Below are 24,336 nucleotides of genomic sequence, written 5' to 3'. Positions count from 1 at the left end.
CCTGCGATAGGGCAAGCTGCAAAGCCGCGAACCGGGGTTCTGCCAGCGCGAATCTTCAGCCGTTCGCGCCGGAGGCGACGGGCTTGCAGAAGGGGCCCGATGCAGCAGGCAATGAATTGCCTGGAAGGGGATTCTGGTGGCTGACCTGCCCGCGTTGGGGAGGGTGTGCCTTGGTAATTCGTCAGGTTGAGGGCTAAGACCTTGCTTACGACGTGTCAGGAAGTGCCGTCAGTCACTCTATTCTGACGGTTTTCCCTCGGCCGCCTGACGTCAGGTTGGGGTGTACTGGTTCGGCACATCATCGACGCCCAATGTGTGGGAATATGTGCAAACGCAGCAAAGCACGTGGCCCTCAAAACCCGCGGAGCAACCGGACCAGCAAGGATTGGCATAAGGGCCTCGGGCGCTAACGGGGACCGCGTTTACTACCCAAGGGATAAGGAAGTCCTCCCGGGTGAAATCCCTTTGCCGCTTCCCGGAGGACGGACTTCCTGGCGCTGATTCTGTCTGGGACGTCACACTAGCGATCCGCACAACGTGTCAGGGGCCGGACGCTTTCGGGGCCGCAGGTGGAGATTTCGCGAGCCGTTTGGTTTGCGGATAGCAGTAGCTGCAGACTCCGCCGTCGGGCAATCGTGCGACGGTGTGGTGGTGCCGGCCATAGCGGTTTGGGGACCGGCCAGCGGATGGGGTCTCCTGCCTGTGTTGCCTACTCACGGTCCTCGGGTGTGACGAGGCGGATGCGCCTGGCTAGGGGGTTACTTGGCTCGATTCCGCGGTGTTCGCGGCGCCGCGGGGCGTTGGCTCTCACCGCGGCGCGCATCTCAACGCATGGTTCGAACAGGTCGTTCGGCGTCCAGGATGTCGCGTACGGTCCGAAATTCCTCAAATAGCTCAGGAGTAGGCCGCCGGCGATTTCAATCGCACAATCGGCTCGAGAACCAGCCTGTTACTCCAAGAGCTATTTGTCTCAACGATTGATACTTTTCCCGATTCAGTCCGAGGGAAGACTCGCCCATTATAGAGGTCTACTTTAACTGGAACTTGTTCCTCTTGCAGTCTTGACTGCACCGCATTGATGCTGTTTTCGAGTAGCTCCGGCTCTACTTCCATCGCGAAGTGCAGGGTGGCATTGGACGACATTTGAACGGCAGAGATGATGCCAATCTCTTCCGATAGAACGTTCTGAATCCGGAGGGCATCTGCAGATGTCGCTTGCCTGCCTTCGATATAGACGTAACCGCCCTCGTCAACGTACCCGATGTCTCCGGGATACTCGATTTCACGCGGAGCGTTGCCCACGGGGCGGTGCTCAATAATAAGACCGCCCTTGGCGCATCCTGCAGTTGTTCGTACTCGAACACCCGGATACGGTCGTCCCACAGATCCAGGATGCTTGAGCCAGTCATGGCCTGATATCTCGGAGATTACACCAACAGATGTTCCGTAGAACTCTAGAAGCCCATCGCCGAACTGATCAATTGCCACTTCCTTCAAACGTCGTGCCAAATAACTTCCGCCGTGTTGCAGCGACAGGAAGCTGGGCGGCATATCAGGCTCGACTTTTAAGATCTCTATTAGCTGGTCAGATGAAACGAACGCGCTTGAAAGGGCATAATCGTTAGCTAGCTTTGCGAAGGACGATGCATCCCATTGTTCCGGGATGACAACTGCGTTACCGCATTCAAGCGCATATAGTGCGGGGCCGAGGGTTCCTAAGTGGAAAGTCGGGTTGGCCATAAGGTGAGGTCCGCGGTCGCGTCCGACTCCGTACTTTCCCATTACGGCGACACCTCGCATGTTTCTCTCGCGCCGCTTTTGCCTGACTATCTTGGGAACGCCTGTAGTCCCCGATGAAAGGTACGCAATATAGCCACTGCCTGGAGGGTATCGAGATGAAGGCTCCGCAGCGCACGGCGCTACTAGTGTTCGAATAACATCATCACCGCGTAGTTCCAATGTGACGCTGGTCATGACCAGTTCACTTGATCTCGCAAGCTGGTTATGTGTAAGGGGTAAAATTCCTATGCCATAGTTTCGTGCAGCAATGATTGCCGCGAAGCTCGTGTCGTTCGGCGGACCAGCCACGAGAATCAGGTCGTTCGGCGAGGCCTGGGCCGTGGCAAGCGCAGCTTCGATTCGGCGGACCTTCAGAGTGAACTTTGACCATGACGTCGTATCGCTCATGGTGATAATAGCTGGCTCTGAAGGGTGCTGCCGCGACGACAGGTCGAGATTCCAGATATAGGGAGTGGGGGCGCCCACGAGCGCTCTGTCATAGGTCACAAATTGATCCAATCCATGAGGCAATGCATTTTTTACAGTGATCCGGAACTGTTCAACGGTTCTGGAACCATGTCATCCGACTGCTCTTGGCCTGCAAACATCCGCCGGTAAATTTCGCAGCCATGCAGCAACTCCTTATGCGTTCCAATGCCTGCTACAGTCCCATTCTCCATCACGACGATTCGATCGGCATCCACAACGGTCGAGAGCCGATGTGCAATCATCACAGATGCGCGTCCGCGAAGAGCGGAGCGGAGGGCATCCTTAACCTCTCGCTCTGTTTCGACGTCAAGATGCGCGGTTGGCTCGTCCAATACGATGAGTGCGGGATTACGGAGCAGGGAACGTGCAACGGCCAAGCGCTGGCGTTCGCCTCCCGATAGTCGGTGTCCGTTCTCTCCTATCTCTGTTTCGATGCCTTCAGGCATCCCTTGAATGACATTCCACATTTGGGCGGCGCGCAGAGCTTCTTCTATGTCTATCTCACTTGCGTTAGGAGCCGAATAGAGTAGGTTCCGCTTTATAGAACCGTGAATTATGTGTGTGTCCTGAGTAATGAGGGCAACATTTTGCGCAAGCTGCTGGTGGTTCTGGGTACTGGTGGGGGAGCCCGCCAGGGTGACGGTCCCTGAGTCTGGTAGCACAAGGCCGGATAGCAGCAGGGAAAGGGTGGACTTGCCGCTGCCGCTCGGCCCGACAACGCCAATAAATTCCCCGGCACCGATGTCCAAGTCGAGGCCCTTGACGGCCGTTTTCCTCTGGTGCGTGCTGGGTCCGGCCAGCATCACCTTCTCAGCCTTTGCCAAGGGGAGCCCTGCGATTTCTAGCGCTTCACCTGCATGCGAGAGCCCTGGGATCGAATAGGAGGCGGGATCCGGGTACTGGTATGAAACATCTCGTAGAGTGGCGGCGAGACCCTCGTGTACGCTGTCTGCCGGCTCTGGGCCGGTAGCGGAAGTTCGCAGCTCGAAGTCGTCAGTCCACAATTCTGGTGTCGCTTCGACTTCACTATCCATTACCGCAGCGACTCGGTCCCGTGCCATTCGGGCTCGCAACAGGGGGTACCGCGTGTCGATGAGGGACATAATCGGCTCGCGAACCGTCAGTGCATAAATGAAGACCAACACGAGATCGCCTGAACTTACGGAGCCGGATTGGGAGACGTATGCGCAAAGAATTATTGAAGCTGAGGTAACAAGCGCGAAGACCAAGCCGAAAATAGCAGCTATGCGCGCGCGCCACTCTTGCGATTGCACCGATGCGCCTGACAGTTCCCCTGCAACTCTCCGGAACTCTTCAATCTCATCCTGAGTCCGCCCAGACTGTCGTGTCAAAAGAGCACCCCCCAGAGACATCGTTGAGCCCACAACAGATGCCATCTCCCTGGTGGCTGCGAAGGAACGCTCGATGAGTTGATTTATTTTCTTTTCGGCATATCTAATCGGCAGGAGGGCTAAGGGCGCGATAAGCAGAACGAGGACAAATAGGGGATTGACTGTTGCAAGGACCACGGCGACGGAAATGAGACTCACCCCACTCGATATGACGCTGGGCACGACCTGGGTGAGTTTAGTTTCCATACCCAACACGTCATTCGTGACTCTGCTGACAATCGCTCCGGGCTTCACCGTGGTGAAGAAGAAGAGCGGCATAGTGATGAGTCTTGTGAAGAGACTTGCCTGGATCTCGCTAACCTCACGGAATGCTGCCCTCGCGAACAAGGCCCTAGAGAAGAGGTTAGTTACTACCGTGAATACACCAAGAAGCGCGACGATTCCGGCCTGTTGAAAGTAATACGCAAGGTCCTCGTTCCGACCAAATGCATTAACGACGTCTCGGACGGGAATTGCCTGCAAAATTGCGCTAACCGCGCTACAAGCGCATGCTATTGCGCCCCCCGCGAGAAGCATGGTACGAGGGCGGTCAATCGAGTTTCCGCGACGCGCGGCGGGCATTGAGTGCATGGCTGGAAAGCGTATTCCAAAACTAGTCAAAAACAAAGGGCATACATGGCTTGATTTTCGGTCTACAACGCTGTATTTGGCTCGGCTTCCGCGGATGTCTTATCCAAGACCTTTCGAGGAAAGCGCTTTCTCTGTATCGTTTCATCCGCTAGGCTGACCCTTGGTCACCACCGATGGTGAGCCAAGGCACACGTGATGAGAGAGATACTCATTGGCCATGAATAGGGGGTTCTGCAGTGAAAGTTCCTACACCGGTCACCGATCCGAATAGATTTCTGCGCGTTCTCGATGACCCAAACATTCAGTTGCTGGTTCGTCTGCAGGATCAGCTGCTGCACGTCAGTGCAGACTTCTGGAGACGCCGAAAGGCACTGAACATCCATCTGCCGATTACGACAAGCTCCATTTCGAGTCCCATGGGCTTGGGTAGTGATAGCTCGCCTGTTGCTATAGAAATGTTTGGTCAGCACACTTACCTTGCCGACTCCATGCAGTTCCTCCTGGAGTATGGATGTCGAATTGCTCCGGAGGGTGCCTGGTACTTGATGCCCAGCTTCCGAGGAGAAGAAGCGGATAAGACACATCTAAACCAGTTCTTCCATAGCGAAGCCGAAATACGTGGCAGCCTGAAGGACGTTCAAAAGGTCGTTGCTGACTACATCCTCGCTTTATCTAAAGCAGCCCTTGAGGAATTCTCCACGGAGATCGCCGCTGCGGCCGGAACACTGGATCATATTGAGTCAATGATTGACATTGGGTCCATCCCGGAGATGACCCTGGATCAGGCCGTCGAGCATCTGGGAGAAGCATCTCCGTGCGTCGTGCACGACCCCGCCGGCTTTAGGACCATTACCCGTGAGGGCGAGCATCGCCTTATGAACGAAATTAGCCCAATCCTTTGGGTGACTCATTTCGACCAGATGTCTGTGCCGTTCTACCAAGCTGACGAACCCGGCACAGATAAAGCGAGGAATGCGGATCTGCTCTTCGGGATGGGCGAAATCGTCGGCGCAGGAGAACGTCATGTCGACGGCGAGCAAACGCGAAAGGCCTTGGCCCATCGCCAAGTAGCTGAGCAAGATTACGACTGGTACGTACGAATGAAAACGGAACGCCCATTGTTGACTTCGGGGTTCGGGCTGGGAGTCGAACGGTGGCTCATGTGGCTTCTTCGTCACGACGACATACGAGATCTCCAACTTGTTCCGCGCCTCAACGGCATCGCGTTAGCCCCCTAGGCTCTTGGATGCGATTGGTCCGCTGGGAACGGCACGGGAGAGGATCCACGCAGGACAACCAGCGGCGGGAAACGGGCAGACTGCTGGAGTTGTGGCAGGAAGAAGGCGGGTAGCATCGGCATTTCTCGGTGCGTTCGCGGGAGTGCAAATCGTCCCACCGGTCGCTGTTACCTCGGGCTTCGACAAATCTGTGCACCTGGTGGGATCCTCCATCAGTACCCTGAAACCGTTCCTGGCGGAAGGAATCCCAGACAGCGGCGTGGCTACCGCACAACCAGCCGTCAGAACACAGAACCTAAAGATCTTAGGAGACTGCAAGACACCTTTTGCTTGGGGAGGATACTTCACGAACTTCTCGATCCTTCATCCTGCAGTGGATGACAAGGCACTGGCGGCCAACACGCTGTCCTTTTTTCTAGATGACTGCGCCTTTGAAACAGTCGATGTTCTTGTGAGAGCGACGCACCGACACGAGAGTCTTATGCCTGCTTTGCGCGTCTTCTCGTCAGACATCACGGTCGAATGGGACAGCCGACCCGATCGCTACTACACCCACTCGATTGGCACTGCAGGTATTAGCGGGACCAACTTCAACATTGCTCTGCGACACCCACTAACTGGCGAGTTCGACGATGTCGGAAACTTTATTCACTTTGTTTCAGATGGACTTGCCGATGGGCCACGAAGCTTCGCAGAAGTCGGCTTCGGCGATACGACCATACTGCGCGCACAACTTGCTCTGGATCATGTTTTGGACAGCTTCGACTTCCCTTACATTAAGGCGGACTATTGGGCGATGCGCCATATGCAGGACGCATTCCTGATTGCATTGACACTTTGGAATGAAGGACTCAGACCATCTAATAGGGACGCAAGAACGAAGCTGTTGCGCAAGTACTTGGAATCGTGCCGGTCTATCGTAGCAACAGCAAAACTTAGTCAACAAGAAGTTCACGATTGGCTTTTGCTCCTTTGCGAACGGGAGTTCCAGTCTTCGGTAGGCTTTGGCAGTCTCTGGGAGGACTACATGAAGGAGAAATTATGGAATTGAAATATAAAAATGTGGCATCCGTTTATGATCTGGTCTACGAATCACGCATCGAGGACGTGGAGTTCTACCTACAGGAGGCTCTACGCGCTCAGCCTAAACGAGTTGTCGAGCTCGGTTGTGGCACAGGGCGCGTTACACTACCGTTGGCCAAGCTCCTACCGAATTCCCAGGTGTTCGGAATAGATATGGATGCCGATGAAATTGCTGTCCTCGCCGGTTCTATTCAGAACCAAGGACTCGCGAACGTTGATGTTAAGTGCGAAAACATTACTTCGTTTGCTGAGAAGGACATAGACTTGGTTATCGCACCATTTCGCGTGTTCCAGCATGTCCTAAACCTTGAAGAGTTTCGTGCCTGCTTGAGAACCGTGGCAAGTTGCCTAAAGCCTGGGGCCAGCTTTCACTTTGATCTATTCAATCCATCTATTCCATTACTAGCGAAAAAAGGCCTTGTAAACAGCCAAGTATTTGAGGATTCAGAGGGCTATAAGATCGAGCGGACGGTGAACGTCCACGACCAAGACTACTTCGCACAGACGCAACTCATTGAAGAAGACTATGTTATCACCGCGCCTGACGGCAGCACCCATGACCTGCACTGGCACTATCGCACAAGATACTACTTTCTCGGCGAGGTCGTTCCCATAATTGAAGCTTCCGGATTCCGTATTGATCGGGTGAACTCAGATTTTACAGGTACGGCTTATGGCCAAGGCGCTTATCCTGGTGATCTAGTTTTCAAAGTAATTCGTGAAGGCTGAGCCTCCGCCTGCCTGTTGTTCAACACCGCATCGAAATACCGAATGGAACCTAAATGTTGAAAGTATCCTCCCCTGACACGAATACAGTAGGGCTTGTAGTGCAGGACGACGGACCAACCGCACTTGCACAACTGTCCTCGGCGGGACGCACAGTTGGTACCGCCGAGACTGTTGTTGCCGTAATGGCAGCTGACAAAGTTATGTCCCTTGCAGAAGAACTGCCGGTCGGGGAGCTCATGAGTCCTGTCGCTGCAGGAACCAAGGAGGGACTCCGCGTGCTCCGGGATACTGCCGCCTTGATTTTGGCCATGGCGGTCAAGAAGGAGTACCCGGACGCACTGCCTGCAGGGGGCGGAGAATCGGAGGATGGGTTTTACTACGATTTCGCCAACATGGAACCTGTAACCCCACAAGTTCTGCGTAAGCTGGAAAAGCGGATGCGGCGGATAGTCAGCCGGCGTCTTTCTTTTAGCGCGCAATCCCTTAACTCCTTCGACGACTTGCACAACAGGCCCGAAGCTAACAGCTTCATTCAGTCTCTGATCAAAGACGAACTGGCTGATGGCCGCCAGAATGTTCTTCTTGTGACGGCAACCGATGCAAACCTTGGTGCTGTATGGGAAGGCTACGCACCGAGGGTTCTTGCGCCGGGTTCAAGTTACGTAACAGCATTCAAACTGCTCTCATCTTCGGCCGCCTACTGGAAGGGTAACGAAGCCAACGAGAGTTTGCAGAGGATCCGAGGAACAGCTTGGCCGGATGCGGAAGCGCTTGCTCGGTACGAAGAATTATTGGAAGAAGCAGCAAAACGCGACCACCGTCGGCTCGGTACTGAGCTCGACCTGTTCACCTTCGTTGACGAAGTCGGCCCAGGACTGCCTATTCTTCTTCCAAACGGAGCCATCATTCGCGATGAAATGGAACGATACGCCCTCACTAAGCATCGCCGTGCGGGTTACACTCTCGTGAACACCCCGTTCATCGCGAAGGAAGAGCTCTTCCTTCGATCAGGACACTTGCCTTACTACGCCGATACCATGTTTCCCGCCATGGATGTTGATGGAGCAAAGTACTATTTGAAGGCAATGAACTGCCCAATGCATGCTCTCATTTTCAAAAATCGCGGACGTTCGTACAAGGAGCTTCCACTACGCCTTTTCGAGTTTGGTGCAGTCCACCGTTTAGAACGTTCGGGGACCCTTCATGGACTAACTCGCGTACGGAACATGACCCAGGATGATGCTCATATTTTCTGTGCAATGAACCAAATTCAAACCGAACTAAAATCGGTTCTTGCCTTTGTCTTGAATCTTCTGCGGGAATTTGGACTGGAAGACTTCTACTTGGAGTTGTCAACCAGAGACGACTCTGACAAATACATCGGGGCTGCGGAAGATTGGACTGCCGCGACTAGTGCGTTGGAAGAGGCCGCCCACTCTACGGGCCTAGAACTCGTGCCCGATCCTGGGGGCGCCGCATTTTATGGACCGAAGATTTCGGTACAAGTAAGAGACTCTCTTGGGCGAAACTGGCAGATGTCAACTATCCAACTGGACTTCCAAACCCCTGAACGTTTTGACCTGTCTTACCAAGCGGCGGACGGTTCACGCATGCGACCAGTGATGATACATAGAGCACTGTTCGGTTCCATAGAGCGGTTTCTTGGTGTGCTTACCGAACACTACGGAGGTGCCTTTCCGGCTTGGCTTGCACCGACTCAGGTCGTTGGGATCCCCGTGAAGGATGATCCTGCCGCTGGGCACGTCGACTATCTTTCAAACTTCCTGAGCGAGTTGGAAGACGCCGGAGTGCGAACCCATTTAGACGTAACCCGCGACCGTTTGCCCAAGAAAATTCTGAATGCACAAAAGCTAAAGGCACCGTTTGTTATTGTAGCTGGCGACCGTGATGTGTCGGCGGGGACGGCAGCCCTGCGATTCCGAGATGGTTCCCAAATGGTGGATGTGCAGTTAGGTGATCTGATAACTAAAATTCAGCAAATCATCATCGCCAGGGAAGCAAGGGAGAGGCTCTGACCAGTGTTGTTTCCTTCACCGCTGGAGCCAGATGACGAAATACTACTGGTGTCACCTTCCTCGAATACTCCCTTTTTAGTCCCGTCCCGCCTTGCTAGGGGCATGGCGGGACTGCAGGCGAGCGGTTTTCGACCGCGCTTAGGACGCAATGCTGTTACGGCAGAGGAACCCAGTAAAGCGACTATCAAGGGGAGAGTGGCAGACCTTCACGAAGGCTTCTCTGACCCATCGGTTAGGGCAATCGTTTCAACGATAGGTGGTTGGGCATCCCATCAAGTCCTGGAAGCACTTGATGTAGCGCTTATCCGTAAAAACCCCACTTGGTTCATCGGATACAGCGATTCCACTTCCATCCACCTGCTGCTGAACAAATTCGCCGGTGTCGCCAGCGTTTATGGGCCAGCGCTTCTTCCGCAATTTGGTGAGTACAACGGTCCCAATCCCTACTCGGTACACTCGCTGATGGAAGCCACGTCCGGTAAAGGCTTCACCCCCCGTTGGCCCGGGTTTCGTATTGATGAGTGGCTTCGCTGGGATGTCGACGATGACCGCGCGCGACGGATCACGCGGAGCGACGATGTCGCGGTACTTCGGGAAGGTGCCTGCGAGGGATCCGTGATGGCGGCCAATTTTGAGACGCTCATGTCCCATGCTGGCACTCAGTACTGGCCGGATTTGCGGAACAAGGTCCTATTTGTGGAGCTATCCGACAGTGCGCGGCAATGGGAAGCGCTGCGACTCGTTCACCAGTTGGCGCAGCAGCCCGGCTTCAATGAATTAGCGGGGCTGGTGCTAGGGGTGGTCCCAGCAGGAACAGGAATTGCAGCGGATGTCGTCCACGAACGGCTTGCTCAATTGACGAGCTCCCACTCGTTTCCCGTCGTCATTGGTCTCCCATTTGGGCATGTAGACCCAATAATGTCTATTCCCGTAGGGGCGAAAGCAAGACTCTCCGCCAAGGGTCAGAAAGTAGTCAGCTTGTCCTTCGGGGCGTACACATAATCCTCCCACAGTGCCCAATGACGCCCCCCTGCCTCCGACATGATTTGTCGACCAAGGCGATTAAGAAATCACTGAAGGAGAAATGGTGAGAACAGACCCTACCAAGTGCCCCGTTGGCGAAACTACACACCAAGCGACCGACGAGGAGATTAGTCGATTTTTGACGACTGATCCCTACAAAGCCTATGCCATCCTCGACGACGCCAACCGGGGTGCGTACTGGCATGACGTAAGTAAGTCGTGGTACGTAACGGCGCCGGGCCAGGTGCGGAAGATGTTGGGAGACCGACGTTTCGCGGCACGCGGAGCATCGCCGTTGGATGAAAAGGCTAAAGTTTGCTCAAGAGCGCACTACGTCGTTGAACTCGAGCGATTCTTGGGAATGTGGCCGGTATTCTCCGACAACGACGCACAGCGGGCGGCGAGTCAGGCTTTGAGAAAGTTCTTTTCTCCTGGTCGTGCAGAAACCATGCGGAATGATCTAGCAGCGACCTTTCAAAGAGTTGTCAATAAATCGGACTGCACCAAGCTCGTTGCTACTTTTGCTCAACCAATTAGCGAGGCAATGCTCAGCACTCTACTCGGGCTCACGGAAAGTGAAACCGGACGGGTCAGGTCTATGACTGAGGGAACTATTCAGTACCTCTCCAATGATGGACAGGACACCGTCTTAGCGGAGAATGCGCTAACGCAAATAGAGGAATTGGAGGCTTGGCTTAAGGCGCGGACTGAACTGGGGAACGATTGGATTCTTAGTGCATTGAGCGATGCTGGCGTCCGACTAACCTTACGTGAACTGACTGCCGTCTACATGCAAGTCGTAACCGGGGCCCTTGACCCCACTTCGAATGCAATAGCGGGGGGGCTCATTACTATAAGTCGCTCGCCGGAGGCGGCAGGTTTTTTAGAGAGAAAAGACTACAAAGGGCTAACCAACTATTGCCTGGGACAAGACACCGGCTTCCACTTTGCCCCCCGCAGGGCCGCCTGTCCTGTGAGTATGGAAGGCTTCAAAATCGACGAGGGAGACAGGGTGGTAGGTGTCCTCGCTTGGGCGGCCCATGCAGAATCAGAAGGTCGTTCTCAGGCAACAGTAACCACACCCTCACTAGCATTTGGGCACGGCCGACACTTTTGTCTAGGCGCAAACATTGCGCTGGTAACTCTCGAGGAGTCACTTAGGGCGTTTTTTGAAGCATATCGAATCCGCGACATAGATGTTAGTGGGATCGAGCGAATTCCAGCCCTAGGGGCATCCGTCTATACCGATCGCATCAACTTCCGGTAGGTCCCCGCTTTATAACGGGATACGAAGTGCAATTTCGATGAGGTGGAAATCCAGTTTTAGGAGAATCGTATGACGGCATGGGCAGACAAACTACTTCGCACGCGAGGCCGCCGTACGAGTTACGCACCCGCTGAAACGGTGAACCCCTGTCTGGTGGATTGGGACCAGCGGCAGCGCGTACCAAGCAAGGAGCGCCGCACGGGCGCTCCACGTATGAAGTGTCCACTTATCCATCCGAAGGGAACGAGCTAATGGGAAACGCTGAGTTTCGAGTGAAAGCTGAGTTGCGAACTAGGGTGCGGATGGTCATACAGTCTGCGTGGCACAACTACCCAGAGCTCGTTGATGCTGATGACGGATATTTGTCGAGCGGCGTAACGTCGCTCGACATTATGGATTTGATTTTGCGGCTGGAGGAAGAGTTTGACATCGAGTTCAGCGTAGAAAACCTTGAACTTGAAAATTTTGATTCTTTCGAATCGATCTGCGCGACCATAGGCGCGAGTAAGGCAATGAGTTGAGTATGAAGATTCAGCGTGACTTCCCGTCCGGCTTAACTACTGATCAGGAAGAGTTGGTGTTGGAGCGACTGATCTTCAGTTGTACCTTCTTAAAAGGCTTGGCTCGGGAACAGCGTGGCCTCGTTGCAGAATTGTCGGACGCCGAGGACGAGGATATTTTCGACCTGACGCTGATACGGCTGGCTGACGACGCGCGTGCAGAGCGACCAGGTGCACCCTTGGAAGTGGTCAGTAATCTCTCCGGGTCCTGGTCTGCAGGCGCCTCAAGGTTCGGCGCTGATTACGCGCCCTCCCCTGCCCTCCTAGGCGCCTTGAACTCAACGCTTCGCGCAATGGCGATCGACGCCGGGGCAAGCGAACGAACTTATTCACCGTTAGTGTCCGTTGAGGACCTTCAAAGGTCTAACTACTTATCGCGCTTTGCACACAACGTCTTGTTGGTTGGCGCGATTCCTCACGATCTCAAGCAACTGGAGGCCTGGCGCGCGAACAGTGACGTTGAGGCGGTATGGCGTTTTCAGGACATGGCGCTTCGCACTGCACTCTGCTTCAGCGCGTACATTGAACACGCCGACGAAATCGTCGGCGAACGCTTGTTGCTCACGACTAGCGGAACCTGCTTTCGGCATGAGGCTCCCTGGCGGCTGTCTCCGACAAGACTAACGGCCTTCGAGATGCGAGAGATCATATTCGTCGGAGCACCAGAGTGGGTCGAAGCTCAGCGTCAGACCTGGCTTCAGGCGACTTGGCAGTTGTTTTGCACGCTCGGCTTAGAGGGCCACATCGTCTCGGCTACAGATCCCTTCTACTACGCAGAAGACCGGCAGATTTCTCGATACCAACAATTGACGCGTGCCAAATACGAGCTGGTTGCCCGCGCTGACGGGGGCGAGGTGGCGATCGCCTCATTCAACAATGTGCGCGAAGGACTTGCTCGCTCCTACGGACTCCAGTCTCCAAGTGATTCTGGAATCCATTCCGGTTGCGCCGCATTCGGCCTTGATAGATGGGCGTTTGTTCTGACGGAGAGGTATGGCGCTGACTGCGAACGCTGGCCCACCGAGATCCTCAGCACGCTAGGTATGGAGCGATAGTGACTTCGCTGCGGATATCAGAGCCGGCGGCGATGCACCGAACTACCTGGGTTCCGGGCAATTGACATACTTGGCCGCAGTTGACCGCATAGTTCGTACTCCAGTATCGGAACGTGAAGTGATCTCAGTTGAGAAAGCCGGAGCAATACTGCGATGTGCCCAATCGGACCTTGAAGAGATAGTCGCTTCCCTTGGTGGCGCTGATGTATTGGATCACTGGGACGTTATGAACGTCGCTTTATACTCTCGAAGCAGGGTTAGTGTGCCCGAGCTTGGTCTGCGGATCCTGAGCCGGCTCATTGGGGGAACGTCCGAAACGTGGTCGCGTCCGTTGGAAATCGACGCGGTGGTCAGTGCGGTGTGCCCAAATGGACGGTGCCGCGGCGGCTATTGGAAGGCGCCCTCGTTTGAGGGAACTGTCCAGTCAGGGATGGAATCCGACGGTCAGCGTTTTCGCGCGAGAATAAGGGGACGCACACTTGGCCAGCATGTCAGCCGCATTGCCGACCCATCACTTCAGAAGGTATGGCTCGGCTTCTTGAGTTCGTTCAATTACCAGTATGTCCCGCATGCGCTTTCGGCGAATATCGAGCGCACACGCTTCACCGGCACCGGAGACTGCATTGGCGCTTCTGCACTAATCATCCATTCGATGCTAGAAGCTGGCTTTCAGGCCCGAATACGCAAAGGGTTTTGTTGGGCGGGTACCAGACCCACGTACCATAAGTGGGCAGAAGTTGTCGTTGAAGGAGAGACGAAACGAGTTGACCCGAGTATGGCGGCCCTAGCGCGCGCAGGATTCCTCCCAACCGGAGTTGAGGACTATTGCTTTGGCAACTTGTTGGGTCGAGTTCTTCCACTCTGCTCAGGAGATGAAGAAATGATTCACAAGTGTGATCTGTTCGCTGGTCCGGTTGATTTCGACATCGTTAGTACAGAAGAGGAAACCCGACGCCAGGTACGAGGCTTCGTGTCGCGGCCACCGCATACCCAGTAACTTATTCAATCAGGTCGGGCAGTCCAAGCCAGACAATTTGCGGTCCCGGGACCTCCACGGCCACACAAACGTCGCCGCCGCCAACTGATCTTTCGGAAATATTGAAAGATCGCCCACCCACGTTGAGAACCTCGGTACTCCTGCTCGCGAACGCAATCGGTTCTCCCATAGCATCCAGTCGGAACACCTCAGGCAAACTGCCGAGCCCGGCCTTGACGAGCGCCTCCTTTCGAAGCCAGAGATGGCGAGCAAGCGAATCGCCGTCCTCGTGTGAACGCAAAAACTCGAATTCCGATTTTGTGGAGGCCACCTTCTGAACGGCGACTCCAATTTTTCTGCCGTGAAACTCAATGTCCACTCCACATGGCCGGCCGGAAACCACCGCGGCGGCGTATCCAAAAGAATGCGACCAGCTGACGTATGTGTCGCTAGAACCCACGACTTCCGGGCGCCCATGAGAACCGCCACATCGGGAGCAGCGCTGACGAATGCTGACGTCACCGAACGGCACCCCGAGACAGTGCGAAACGCAAAGCCTGGCGAGGAGGTGGGCGGCAAGGAAGTCTTTGCGGGCGCGCTCATGTACCAAGCGCTCGGCGCGAACGATCTCGTCGGGGGTGAGGAACGTTTCGGGAAATGGGAAGCGACCGAGGAGTTGATCGCTTTCAATTGCTATGGCAAAAGCCGCGCTCTTCCGGGGCGCCGTCATGGACCACGGGCCCGTTGCTGGTTGGTTATCCAACTCGGTGAGTGTGGCGGACTGCGCCGCCACACCATCGCGACTGCGCTCATTGGCGTAGGGCAAAGCAAAGTCCTTGGGTATGGCTGGAAGGGCCAGCGTTGTGTGGTCGGTCTCGCGCAGCGTACTCTTAGACCATTCTCCTCGTTTGTATCCGTGCTGTGCAACGAATAGGTTCAAGTAAGGACGCTTGATTGTTCGATCAACTCCAGATCAAATTTGTTGGCGAGTTTGGCGGCGAATCGCCAATGACCTGGGCGCAACGAGAGCAGTGGCAAGTTCAGGTTGCGACAGCGCCATTCGACGCAAGACTGAATCCTCGATTTAGGATGCGGCTGCGAAGTGGGACGACGTTGGACTCGATCCAGAGCGCCCTGGCGAGGCTTGTGGAACGCTACGAGGCGCTTAGGACGACCTACCCCGTGGTAGGAACGACACCCATACAGCGTATAGAGCGCAGTGGCACCTTTCACGTGCAAGTCTGGAAAGCTGAAGACTTTAGCGAACTATCGGCGACCGCGCAGCTAGAGCTCGAAAGCCGCAGTTTCGAGCTCGAGACTGAGTGGCCGTTTCGTTTTGGCATTGTGATTGACCACTCTGGCCACGTGAACTGGCTAGTTGGAGTTGTTTCGCACGTCTCCGCTGATGCTGCCGCAATCTTGCTGCTTCGTGCAAGTTTAGAAGATTTCCTCTACGGCGACGCTTCAATTTCAAAACGGAGTCCGTTGCAACCGCGCGAACAAGCCTTGTTTGAGACTTCAGACGCAGGACGCAGCGTCCTCAAGAGATCACTCAGCGAATGGCGAAGTGGGCTCGGCGAATTCGATTCCTTGCCCCGTGCGGGGAACGTCAACGATAAGAACGTTGTGCCCTTCCCGAGTGTCACGTTATTCGCTCGTGGGTATGGTCGGCGGGCATCCCACTTGGCGGAGGAACTTCACATCCACCAATCGGTCGTTTACGTTGCTGCCGCTGCTGCGGCGGTGGCCAGGGCCCTCGGAGTTGATGCTTATGCCCTGAAAGTTAGTTGCTCCAACAGGCGCCCCACGCATGGCGACTACCTCGGTATGCTTGCGCAGCAGGGGCTAATTCCTTTGAGACTGGGGCAACTTTCGTTTCGCGAGTTGGCAAGGAATGTCGGACGGGGCATGCTCGGGTCATATCGGAGTAGCAGGTACGATCCTGACGCATTGTGCCAGCAATCGAGCGGCAAGCACGGGTGGTATGGAAGTGATGATCCAGTAATCGATCATTGGATAAATTACATGCCATCCGCCCATGCCCCAGCATTCGATGGAGGCGCTGGCCTAAAAGATGGCCAGTTTACCATCGACGAATCAGGCAGCGTCGACTACACAGTTGTCAAGTTTGGTTTCGTGGTAAGCCCAATCGGCGACGACCTCAGCCTTCGCATTTTCGGTAACAGTCATCATTTGTCGCGTGAGACCATGGGCCTTGTATTGAAGGAGAATATCTCTCTTATTGACGAAGCAATCGAGTCAGTAGGGAGTTCGACCGTTCTTAGCTAGGAGCGCAGTCAGCAGCGCCTCGCCTATCCCCGCGCCGAATGAAGCACGCGCCTACCCAGGGTCCGGGCCACCGCCAGACGCGCTTGGTCCACAGCAGCCGCTTCGGCATGCCGAAAGACGGACTGTCGTGTAAGGCGGACCTGGAGGGCCACAGTTAATCGCCAATCGCTGATACCCGCGCTGCCTGGCAGCAAGGACTATTGCCACACCTTTAACCCGCTTGGCTTTTTCCTATGTTCGTGCTGGCGATGTTCAGAGCGATGTCGCTTATCGATCGAGATCCGAATATCACATCTACCGTTAGAAACCTGCCAGTTTCTTTCGCAAGAATGTCAAGGAGTGCGACCGTATCAAGTGAATCCGCTCCTAAGTCATAGAAGTCATCACTCAACTCCACTGAATTACGATTGAGGACCGACTTGACACTGTCTACAACTAGGGCTTCAATTCCACTTTGGTCCATCGTATGGAAACTATCATTGGTTGCCAATGGGTTCTCCTGTTCACGTTTGGTGTATTTTGAATTGTTCGTCTATGGTACTCCAAGCTAGCGGACGAGTCAGTCCTCGCGGCACTGGCCTCAAGTCCGTTTGCACAGTCGAATGGGTTAAATACGTCGACAGAGGGTTATATTCGACACCGTCGGTACTCTCACCGCAATTGTTCCTGGCCATCGCTCAGCCACGTTGGGTTTCTTGTTCTACGACTTCTTTCGACTTAGTCTCCGTTATTGACAATGAAAAATGGAAGAGCAACGAAATCCGGAACCGCACCACGTACAACGACTCCTAAACCATGGCAACAAGCATTAGATGGGGGAAACCTGCGGTCTTAGCGGTGCGAGGGCAAATTTAGCCGTTTGCTTGAGGAGAGGGTGGCGTAGCAGGTAACCGACGGAAATGCCGCATTCGTCGCGGCACGTAAGTTCTCGCTTCCACTTCTACTCCCGTTATTTTGGCGCCGGTAATGGATATTCCTTCAGGCATACGAGGCCGCTTCCAGGTTGGGAGTACTTCGAACTGACCCCCTTCCTGCCTGTGGCATTCACCAATTGTGTGAGTCGAGGATGGCGCGATTAAGCCTGCAAACAACCGCGGGCGCTAGCTCTTGGCAAGAAATCGGTTCTGATTTCTGATGATGGTACTTGTCGTTTCTACGAGGTCCGTTCCCCATGCCTGGGCTAGTGCCCAGGCGACGTCATTGAGTTCGTGGGGATGGGCTGTGCGGCCCTGGACTTTTGCGAAAGGGCCATCTGTTTCCAACAGGACACGTTCGCGCGGGACTGCCCGTATCAATGAGGGGAATTTCCGAGAGCGGGTCATGGCGACATTGAACGAGAAATACAGGCCCGCCTCGACGGCCTCTTCGCCGCCCAGCATCGCAGTGAAAGCTCGCTCATCGGCCCTGAAAAGCCCGACATCCGGATCCATCAGCATCCGCGGGACGAAACCCGGAACGGTACCACTCACTGCAACCCCTAAACCATGGAAACATGCATTAGATGCAGGAAACCTATGGCATCAAGGCTCAACGCGGCAAATCCAAATGTCACGGGCGAAGACTCCCAAGCATGCAAAGCGCTTCTGACCTGCGAAGACGTCCGGTTCGTCTACGCGCGGGAGTATTCGCAGCTACTTCTATTCCCGTGGGTTGAACGCCGATAATTATGATTCTGTAAAGCTGGGCCGAGGGAGAGAGCCGTTAGGCGGACCCTACTGACGTCAAATGCGACTCCTAGGTGGTAAGGGGATGGCGCTGTCCTGGCTCCATGAAAGCCGTGGAGCTCTCTCGCAACGGATGTCCTTGACGGTGGCCTATCTTTGCACCCTTTTCGAGATCCGGCACGAGCATAGGCACGCTTTGGCTGCCTGGCCGTTGTCAGATCCAGAGGCTGTCTCGCAGGTCGCAAAGAAGACTCGACCATGTTGTGCCTCTGAGCCACTCCCGGTGGGCCAGCGCATCACTTCTAATAGAGTTCGTCCAGTGCACCACTAGATATCAGTTCGTCCAGATTGCGGTAGAGGCTTATAGTACGCTTCAGGCGTTTGGACGCCTGCTTTAACTGGGAAATTGCTGAGCGTTCTGCGACAACATGGTCGGCATAACCCGCAGCGCAGGTGAGGTACATCAAATCGGTGAGGTCGTTGGTGTTCCAACCAGTGCCACCATTCACCTGTTTTTCGTGAAGGACTTCGCGGTACAAGCCGAGGCAGGGCATTTGGGCGACGTCATCTTTCCACGGGCCGTGGATCCAATTTTGAAGCTGCTGCACTGTCAGTCCGGCATTCCTTGCTTCTTCCGCTATCTCCTTTCTGGCGTCGTCTAGGAAGTAAACGTCGGTGCTTCGCCTCTTTTGTTGGCCGTTATGTCCCTGCTGAGCCAGCCAGTCTGTAATGAATTGGAACTTCTCGACCCACCCCGGAGTCTTGCCCTGCTCTATGTGCTCCCTATCGAGCATCACTGAAAAGTGGCTGGATATGGAAGACATTGCATCAGCCGCAAGTTGCAAATCGGGCGGCAGTTCTTCATGCGCCTCCAGGGGGCGATTGCGGCCACGTGATGAATGAATAGCGTTTGGCGCCAGCGTAAAAACGTCCTGCATGGCTCCGCTCTGGGCGGGGCCGTACCTATACCTGAGGCTTCGCCGAAACTCATCCCTCCTTACGGTTAGTGGATCGTGCATCTGCCATCCGCCGCTGAGTTGGGAGATCGTCAAGGCGAGCCGGTACCTGCGTGAGCTGTCGGTCCATTTGCAGGTTTCAGCCATATGCGCCGAGGACATGGGGAGGATAATCTTCCTTGCACGAGCGAGTTCTATCAGCTCGTCAGCCGCCCTCCGCTCGGCCGGAGCCAGTCGGTCACGGCCATGTATGGCATTCGCAAGGGAGCTCCAATCCTTCTGATCAAGATAGATCACCGGGCGACCGTTCTTCGGAGACATGCTGTCGAGGGTCGGGAGCTCTGCCCCAAGCAGATCGCCCCGCTCAGTTTCCAGCATGATGCGGTTGATCTTCATGAAGTAGGTGCTCTTCACGATGACATCACTGAAGCGAGGGAATGGACTATTGGAAAGTACCGCCTCCTTTCCGTCTGAACGCACGAACCGGCAGGTGCCGTGGGCCCAATCCATCTCAACGAAGATAAGGAATACCCCTTCGGGTAGCGGGCTTCCGAATCGTTCGCCTTCATTCATGGCCCGGCTAGTCACCAGCTGCGAGAGGTTCCAAGAGTTCCGGCTACTGCCGAAACCTTCACGTCCGGCTTGAATTTAAAGTCTCGATAAGACTTCTGTGGAATTAACCGACGCCCAGCTTGGGCCTTGGTTACAAGTTCCTGGATCTCTTGTACGTCCTCATGCCTCATCCCGAGATCCTGGCACCGCTCGGAAACAGACTGGACTGACACTCCGAGCCAACGATGCGGGACGTTCATTAGATCAGCCTTAAGTTTGGCCACTTCATTCCACTTCAGGTTGTTGCCGTAGCCCGATGCCATTTCAGCTAGATATTCCAATATTCTGTCGATACCGTTTGGTAGTTCTTCCATGAGCCGAACATACTTGGTGACACCGACAAAAGTTCTCGCGGCAAAGCGCGGTCAACCTACATCCGGGGCTGGCGCCTCGCCCGCCGCTCTTTTAGAAGCCGATAAATGGAGACTCCGTAATCCTGCGAGTATCAGGTGACTCCCCCTATGTATAGGAGGCATCGCGGCGGGACTCTGGGAAGGCGACGAGATGCTACGAGGCCGTCTGATTCAAAATTCCTCGGCTGCGAGCTCCAGTCGCACGAAAAGTTCGGCGCCGAGTTGTGTAGCCCTCAGCTCCTCATTCAGAGCGTCAGGAGTGTAAACACTGTCAGGCGTCCCCCCATCGATGCCACCGGGACGCATCAGCAGCCCGCACCGCAAAAGGTCCTGTACCAATGGGAGCACTGCGTCCTCCAGCCCGATGCCCTCACTGACAGTCTGCACCGATACCTCAGTCCCGGGCGTCCAATAGGTTCCGTCATTTCCAAGCTTTTTGCCGCTGACGAAATACCTCAGAACCCGAATGTGGGGGGACTCAATGACGGAAAGAATCCTGATCCAGATGCTTTCCCTATCGATGAGCGCGTCATCTTGTAGAAGTGCCCCCAAAGAGCGGCCCAAACTGGCCACCTTGCTATCGAGCCTGGTACGGGCTGCGGCGTCGAGTGCTTCCGCGGCTAAGAGTGCATATGTGTCATCTTCGGTGATTCGCCGGACAACATCTTCGGGACTCGTGTCTGCTCTCTCAGACGCTGCCTGGAGAACGGTGCCCTGGCGCCGTTTTTGCTGCTTATGAACCCTTTCGCGCAAGGCATCTAGTGCGGCCACCCCAGCCGCGATAGGTACGCTGATTGCGGGGGCTGCTGCCCCAAGCCCTGCACCCACGGCAGCGAGGACAATCTTTCCTCCGTCACCGGTACCGAACTGTTCTGATAGGGGCTCGAAATCCGGTTCGACATCCTCCACTTGATAGTCAATTCGCTTCACAGTTCCACCTTGTTCAAGCTTTCTCCAACTCACCATGCACTGGAACATCCTGCCACGGCCAGCCGACTTCTATCATCGGTGAGTACAAGTGAGGACGCTGAAGCATTCGCCGATAGGGTACGTTACGTAAAGCTCAAGCTGCCTCGCCGCCAGCAGCCAAGAGCGGGAAACAGCATCTACCGCTTGCCGTATTTACGGTGGACGGCCTGCTTGCTCACGCCCAGGCACAGGGCGATGGCTTCCCAGGAAAGGCCGGCCTGCCGGGCTTTCCGGACCAGGGACGCTTCCGCGCGCCCGACTTCCTTTTGCAGCTGGGCGACTGCCTGCAGTGCTTCAGCCGGTCCTTTCCCGTCCATGGATGCAACCAAGGTCTTCATCTGCTCCACCTCCATGCGTCAACATTAGTTGACGCATGGAACTCTGGTCAACATGTGTTGACGGCATGCCGCGGGCCGACGCCGTCTCGTGAAAGCGACTGCGCCCGCACCCGAGAGCGGGTGATCACTTCTACCGGATGCCGAGGGACACCTTGCGCCGGCAAGCGGTCCCACGAGAAACTCGAGGAACGCATGCTGAATTGATGAAAATTTGGACGGCGGGATCTACCAGGGAAAACGAAGGCAACGATGCCTCGTGCCCCTCTGGCGGCAACGGTGCCGCCTCAAGATCCCGCAGACGAAAGGATCGCAATGGCAGGAATGTTCGAACTATTTATCGACGCAGAATCAGCGTTCAGGTTCCGGCTGACAGCACCCGACGGAACCGTTATGGCAGTGTCCAAGCCCTTCGATACCAAGACCGACGCCGTTGCCGGCATCGCCGCTGTACGCGAATACGCCGGCATGGGACTGATCGCCGACCACAGCACAACAGCCGCCAAAGCGGCACCGCCCCCCATCTTGAATGATCCCGGCAGTCGCGCTGACCCTTCTCCGCGAATGCCAAAAATCGACTTCCACGCCCGCGCCCGGGCTGTCCGCCGGGCCGTCTCCGGCCCCCGCTGGGCCGGGGCAGTCCACAACCTTTCTTGAACGGCCTGGGAAGAGGGTTTCGCCCCATGGAGCAGCAAAATGCTCCTAACACGAACCCCTACGTCTTCGTCATCCTGTACCGCTCGATCTGCCGCAGCCGCCGCAGGAGGCTGTCGCGCCGGGGGTGCGGGACGGCGTCGGCCGGTTCTGCGGTGAGGTCGATGTGCTTGGTGCCGTACTGCCACAGCAGGAGGTCATCCATCAGCCGGTCGGGGCCGGGGGAGTAGCGGTGGTCCAGGGCCTTGCGGACCTCGGTGATGCGGTTGGCGCTGAGCAGGCCCGCCAGTTGCACAGTCTGGTTGAGGCCGTGGGCAGCCAGGAGTTCCGCGGCCCAGCCCCAGTCGTCGTCCACTTTCCGGTCAACGTGCGGGAGCAGGGTCCGCCAGACGTCGCGGATCCGGTTCGGGGTGAGGGCTGCCGCGCCTTCCCCGTCCATGTCCCAGAAGCTGCGGACTTCCTCGTACCGTTCATGCAGGTCCGCGAAAGCCGTCTCCACGGTCTCCAGCATGGCGGCGGTGGCCGTGAATTGCCGGTCGAAGTGCGGTGTCCACGCGCGCGGATCCTCGGCCTTGAACCTGATGTCATGCTCAATCTCGCTCCACGCATGGGCGAAGATTGTACGGATCTGGCACTCGAAGAAGTAGCTGCCGTTGGGCACGGCGTCCGGGTTGAAGACCTGCTGGTACTCCTTGACGGCCTCGTTCTGGATGGTCCGCAGGATCAGGTGCCGGCTGGAGTATCCGTAGGTGCCGGATTCGATGGAGCCGATGTCCTTCTCCCGGTCGCCACGGCAGTCGAAGAGTTGCCGCTGGCGCTTGATGATGTTGGCCACCACGGCGTTCTCCGCCGGGAGCTTGGTGATCACCCGGATGCCCACCATGTCATTGAGCGTCCGGAACGGGTCCGGGAACTTGAGCAGCCGCGGGCCGCCGGGCTCCAGGGGCTCCTCGGTCCGAGAGATCTTCTCCTTGAAGGACTCCACGGTCTTGGTGCGGCCGCTGACGAACAGCGGCGTCACCTCGCTACCCTTGAGCATGTCACGAAGGGTGAGGAGGACGTCCCGGGTGATGAGCTTCAGGGCAGGGCGGACGCGCTCATAGATCTCCACATTGTGCTGTACCGACTCACGCTGCGACGCGTCCAGACTCTCCCAGTTACTCGGCATAATCCCAGCTTACGGCCGGGGTCCGACATGAACCCGCCGGCGCCGCTACGTTTCGCCTGCCGACGTGGAGCCGCGCACCACCAGGGAACTTTCCAGGACGAGTTCCTCCTGTTCCAACGCCCGCCCTTCCATCAGCCGGCGCAGCTGTTCACCAGCCTTCAGCCCCAGGCTTGCCGCCGGCAGGTGCACGCTGGTCAGGCCCGGGCTGCTGGTCGCCGAATACGGCAGGTCATCGAACCCGGCAACGGCCAGCTCCGCGGGAATGCGCACCCCGGCCACGCGGGCTTCCTGCAGCACCCCGTACGCATGGGTGTCCGTGGCGCAGACGACGGCGGTCACCCCCGCGCGCTGCCAGTCCGGCCACGCGTCGGCGAAGACAGCCGCCGCGGCACCCACATCGATGGTGGTGGCGGGCATTTGGTCCGGATCCACGGTCATGCCCAGTGAGGCGGCTTCGGCCAGGAAGGCCTCCCGGCGGATGGAGAACGTGGCGGTTCCGGTAACGCTGTCCAGGTAGGCCACGCGTCGGTGGCCCGCCCCGGCAAGGTGCGCGGCCAGCTCCCGCGCACCTTGGGCGACGTCAAGGTTCACGGCCGGCGCAAACGACTCCAGGCCGGGAGCGTCCAGCAGGACCAGGGGGCCGGCCACGGAAAGGTCCGCCAGGAACCCGGCATTCGGGGCATCAACCAAAAGGCCTGCCGGCCGCAGCGACATCAGCTTCCGGACGTCCGCAGCCTTGGGAAATTCACCTGAGTCCGTAACCGAGAGGAGCAGCTGGTAATTGGGCCCCAGCGATTCCCGGACCCCGCTGATTACCTTGGCGAAGAATGGGTTGGAGATATCCGGTGCCACCAGGATCACGATCGAACTGACGCCCTTGGCCAGCGAGCTGCCGATGCCATCCACCACGTAGCCAAGCTCGGCAATTGCCTCCTGCACCCGGGAAATGTTGTCCTCGGAGACCCGGCCGGCCGTCTTGCCGTTGGCCACCAGCGACACCGTGGCAACCGAAACACCGGCCCGCGCGGCCACCATGGCCGCCGTCACCCTCCGGGGTCGCGCCCGCTGCTGCACTCGTTCCCCGGAATCCATACCTCGATCGTAGTGCGACCCGGTGCC

At 56.4% G+C, this 24,336-nt stretch carries 21 protein-coding genes; 10 read left to right on the top strand and 11 right to left on the bottom strand.

Annotation, left to right across the window (positions count from 1 at the left end; genetic code table 11):
- Positions 1-894 precede the first annotated feature (894 nt).
- The gene (locus DFO47_RS08885) at positions 895-2,187 is read right to left on the bottom strand and encodes an AMP-binding protein (RefSeq protein WP_133831388.1); all 1,293 of its coding nucleotides are present in this window, start codon (positions 2,185-2,187) and stop codon (positions 895-897) included.
- A gap of 131 nt (positions 2,188-2,318) precedes the next feature.
- Positions 2,319-4,196 carry an ABC transporter ATP-binding protein gene (locus DFO47_RS08880; protein ID WP_243835400.1) on the bottom strand — a complete coding sequence of 626 codons (1,878 nt, stop codon included), beginning with the start codon at positions 4,194-4,196 and terminating at the stop codon, positions 2,319-2,321.
- A 290-nt stretch (positions 4,197-4,486) separates the two neighbouring features.
- Here DFO47_RS08880 and DFO47_RS08875 point away from each other — a divergent pair, with 290 nt between their 5' ends.
- From DFO47_RS08875 to DFO47_RS08840, 8 genes are all read left to right on the top strand, one after another.
- The gene (locus DFO47_RS08875) at positions 4,487-5,488 is read left to right on the top strand and encodes an amino acid--tRNA ligase-related protein (protein ID WP_208294381.1); all 1,002 of its coding nucleotides are present in this window, start codon (positions 4,487-4,489) and stop codon (positions 5,486-5,488) included.
- A gap of 91 nt (positions 5,489-5,579) precedes the next feature.
- Complete coding sequence (locus tag DFO47_RS08870) at positions 5,580-6,539, top strand: hypothetical protein (protein ID WP_166651693.1); 960 nt, start codon at positions 5,580-5,582, stop codon at positions 6,537-6,539.
- Positions 6,530-7,300 carry a class I SAM-dependent methyltransferase gene (locus tag DFO47_RS08865; protein ID WP_133831384.1) on the top strand — a complete coding sequence of 257 codons (771 nt, stop codon included), beginning with the start codon at positions 6,530-6,532 and terminating at the stop codon, positions 7,298-7,300. The genes DFO47_RS08870 and DFO47_RS08865 overlap by 10 nt, the downstream gene beginning before the upstream one ends.
- 53 nt (positions 7,301-7,353) lie before the next feature.
- Positions 7,354-9,336, top strand: a complete 1,983-nt coding sequence (thrS, locus tag DFO47_RS08860; RefSeq protein ID WP_133831383.1) for a threonine--tRNA ligase — start codon at positions 7,354-7,356, stop codon at positions 9,334-9,336.
- A 3-nt stretch (positions 9,337-9,339) separates the two neighbouring features.
- Complete coding sequence (locus tag DFO47_RS08855) at positions 9,340-10,338, top strand: S66 peptidase family protein (RefSeq protein WP_133831382.1); 999 nt, start codon at positions 9,340-9,342, stop codon at positions 10,336-10,338.
- Between the two features lie 160 nt (positions 10,339-10,498).
- Positions 10,499-11,626 carry a cytochrome P450 gene (locus DFO47_RS08850; RefSeq protein WP_133831381.1) on the top strand — a complete coding sequence of 376 codons (1,128 nt, stop codon included), beginning with the start codon at positions 10,499-10,501 and terminating at the stop codon, positions 11,624-11,626.
- Positions 11,627-11,877: 251 nt separating this feature from the next.
- Positions 11,878-12,147, top strand: coding sequence for a phosphopantetheine-binding protein (locus tag DFO47_RS08845; RefSeq protein WP_133831380.1), 270 nt, complete (start codon positions 11,878-11,880; stop codon positions 12,145-12,147).
- 2 nt (positions 12,148-12,149) lie between these two features.
- On the top strand, positions 12,150-13,241 hold the full coding sequence (locus DFO47_RS08840; RefSeq protein WP_133831379.1) for a hypothetical protein: 1,092 nt from the start codon (positions 12,150-12,152) through the stop codon (positions 13,239-13,241).
- Between the two features lie 998 nt (positions 13,242-14,239).
- Here DFO47_RS08840 and DFO47_RS08830 read toward each other — a convergent pair.
- Entirely contained in the window at positions 14,240-15,157 is a 918-nt protein-coding gene (locus DFO47_RS08830) for a hypothetical protein (RefSeq protein ID WP_133831377.1), read from the bottom strand.
- A 14-nt stretch (positions 15,158-15,171) separates the two neighbouring features.
- Between DFO47_RS08830 and DFO47_RS08825 the strand changes: the two genes are divergently transcribed.
- Positions 15,172-16,506 (top strand): condensation domain-containing protein, encoded by a 1,335-nt coding sequence (locus DFO47_RS08825; RefSeq protein WP_133831376.1) that lies wholly within the window; start codon positions 15,172-15,174, stop codon positions 16,504-16,506.
- Between the two features lie 211 nt (positions 16,507-16,717).
- On the opposite strand, the gene DFO47_RS08820 is transcribed toward DFO47_RS08825, so the two are convergent.
- From DFO47_RS08820 to DFO47_RS08795, 6 genes are all read right to left on the bottom strand, one after another.
- Positions 16,718-16,996, bottom strand: a complete 279-nt coding sequence (locus DFO47_RS08820) for an acyl carrier protein (RefSeq protein ID WP_133831375.1) — start codon at positions 16,994-16,996, stop codon at positions 16,718-16,720.
- 610 nt (positions 16,997-17,606) lie between these two features.
- Positions 17,607-17,975: a TatD family hydrolase gene (locus tag DFO47_RS08815; RefSeq protein ID WP_166651691.1), complete on the bottom strand. Its 369-nt coding sequence runs from the start codon at positions 17,973-17,975 to the stop codon at positions 17,607-17,609.
- A gap of 497 nt (positions 17,976-18,472) precedes the next feature.
- Complete coding sequence (locus DFO47_RS08810; protein ID WP_133831374.1) at positions 18,473-19,699, bottom strand: hypothetical protein; 1,227 nt, start codon at positions 19,697-19,699, stop codon at positions 18,473-18,475.
- A gap of 11 nt (positions 19,700-19,710) precedes the next feature.
- Complete coding sequence (locus DFO47_RS08805) at positions 19,711-20,052, bottom strand: hypothetical protein (RefSeq protein WP_133831373.1); 342 nt, start codon at positions 20,050-20,052, stop codon at positions 19,711-19,713.
- A 210-nt stretch (positions 20,053-20,262) separates the two neighbouring features.
- Complete coding sequence (locus tag DFO47_RS08800) at positions 20,263-21,021, bottom strand: hypothetical protein (protein WP_133831372.1); 759 nt, start codon at positions 21,019-21,021, stop codon at positions 20,263-20,265.
- Positions 21,022-21,197: 176 nt separating this feature from the next.
- Complete coding sequence (locus DFO47_RS08795; RefSeq protein WP_109044167.1) at positions 21,198-21,413, bottom strand: transcriptional regulator; 216 nt, start codon at positions 21,411-21,413, stop codon at positions 21,198-21,200.
- Between the two features lie 297 nt (positions 21,414-21,710).
- On the opposite strand from DFO47_RS08795, the gene DFO47_RS08790 reads away from it, so the two are divergent.
- Entirely contained in the window at positions 21,711-22,052 is a 342-nt protein-coding gene (locus DFO47_RS08790) for a DUF1508 domain-containing protein (RefSeq protein WP_133831371.1), read from the top strand.
- A gap of 58 nt (positions 22,053-22,110) precedes the next feature.
- Here the strand turns inward: DFO47_RS08790 and DFO47_RS08785 are convergent, their stop codons facing one another.
- Together DFO47_RS08785 and DFO47_RS08780 are read right to left on the bottom strand one after the other, a co-directional pair.
- Positions 22,111-23,217 carry a RelA/SpoT domain-containing protein gene (locus tag DFO47_RS08785; RefSeq protein ID WP_133831370.1) on the bottom strand — a complete coding sequence of 369 codons (1,107 nt, stop codon included), beginning with the start codon at positions 23,215-23,217 and terminating at the stop codon, positions 22,111-22,113.
- Positions 23,218-23,262: 45 nt separating this feature from the next.
- Positions 23,263-24,309 carry a LacI family DNA-binding transcriptional regulator gene (locus DFO47_RS08780; protein WP_109044164.1) on the bottom strand — a complete coding sequence of 349 codons (1,047 nt, stop codon included), beginning with the start codon at positions 24,307-24,309 and terminating at the stop codon, positions 23,263-23,265.
- Between the last annotated feature and the right edge of the window lie 27 nt (positions 24,310-24,336).

This window comes from Arthrobacter sp. AG258 (genome assembly GCF_004364695.1).
In the GTDB taxonomy this organism is placed as follows: Bacteria; Actinomycetota; Actinomycetes; order Actinomycetales; family Micrococcaceae; genus Arthrobacter.
This window is presented reverse-complemented; position numbering and strand designations above follow the sequence as displayed.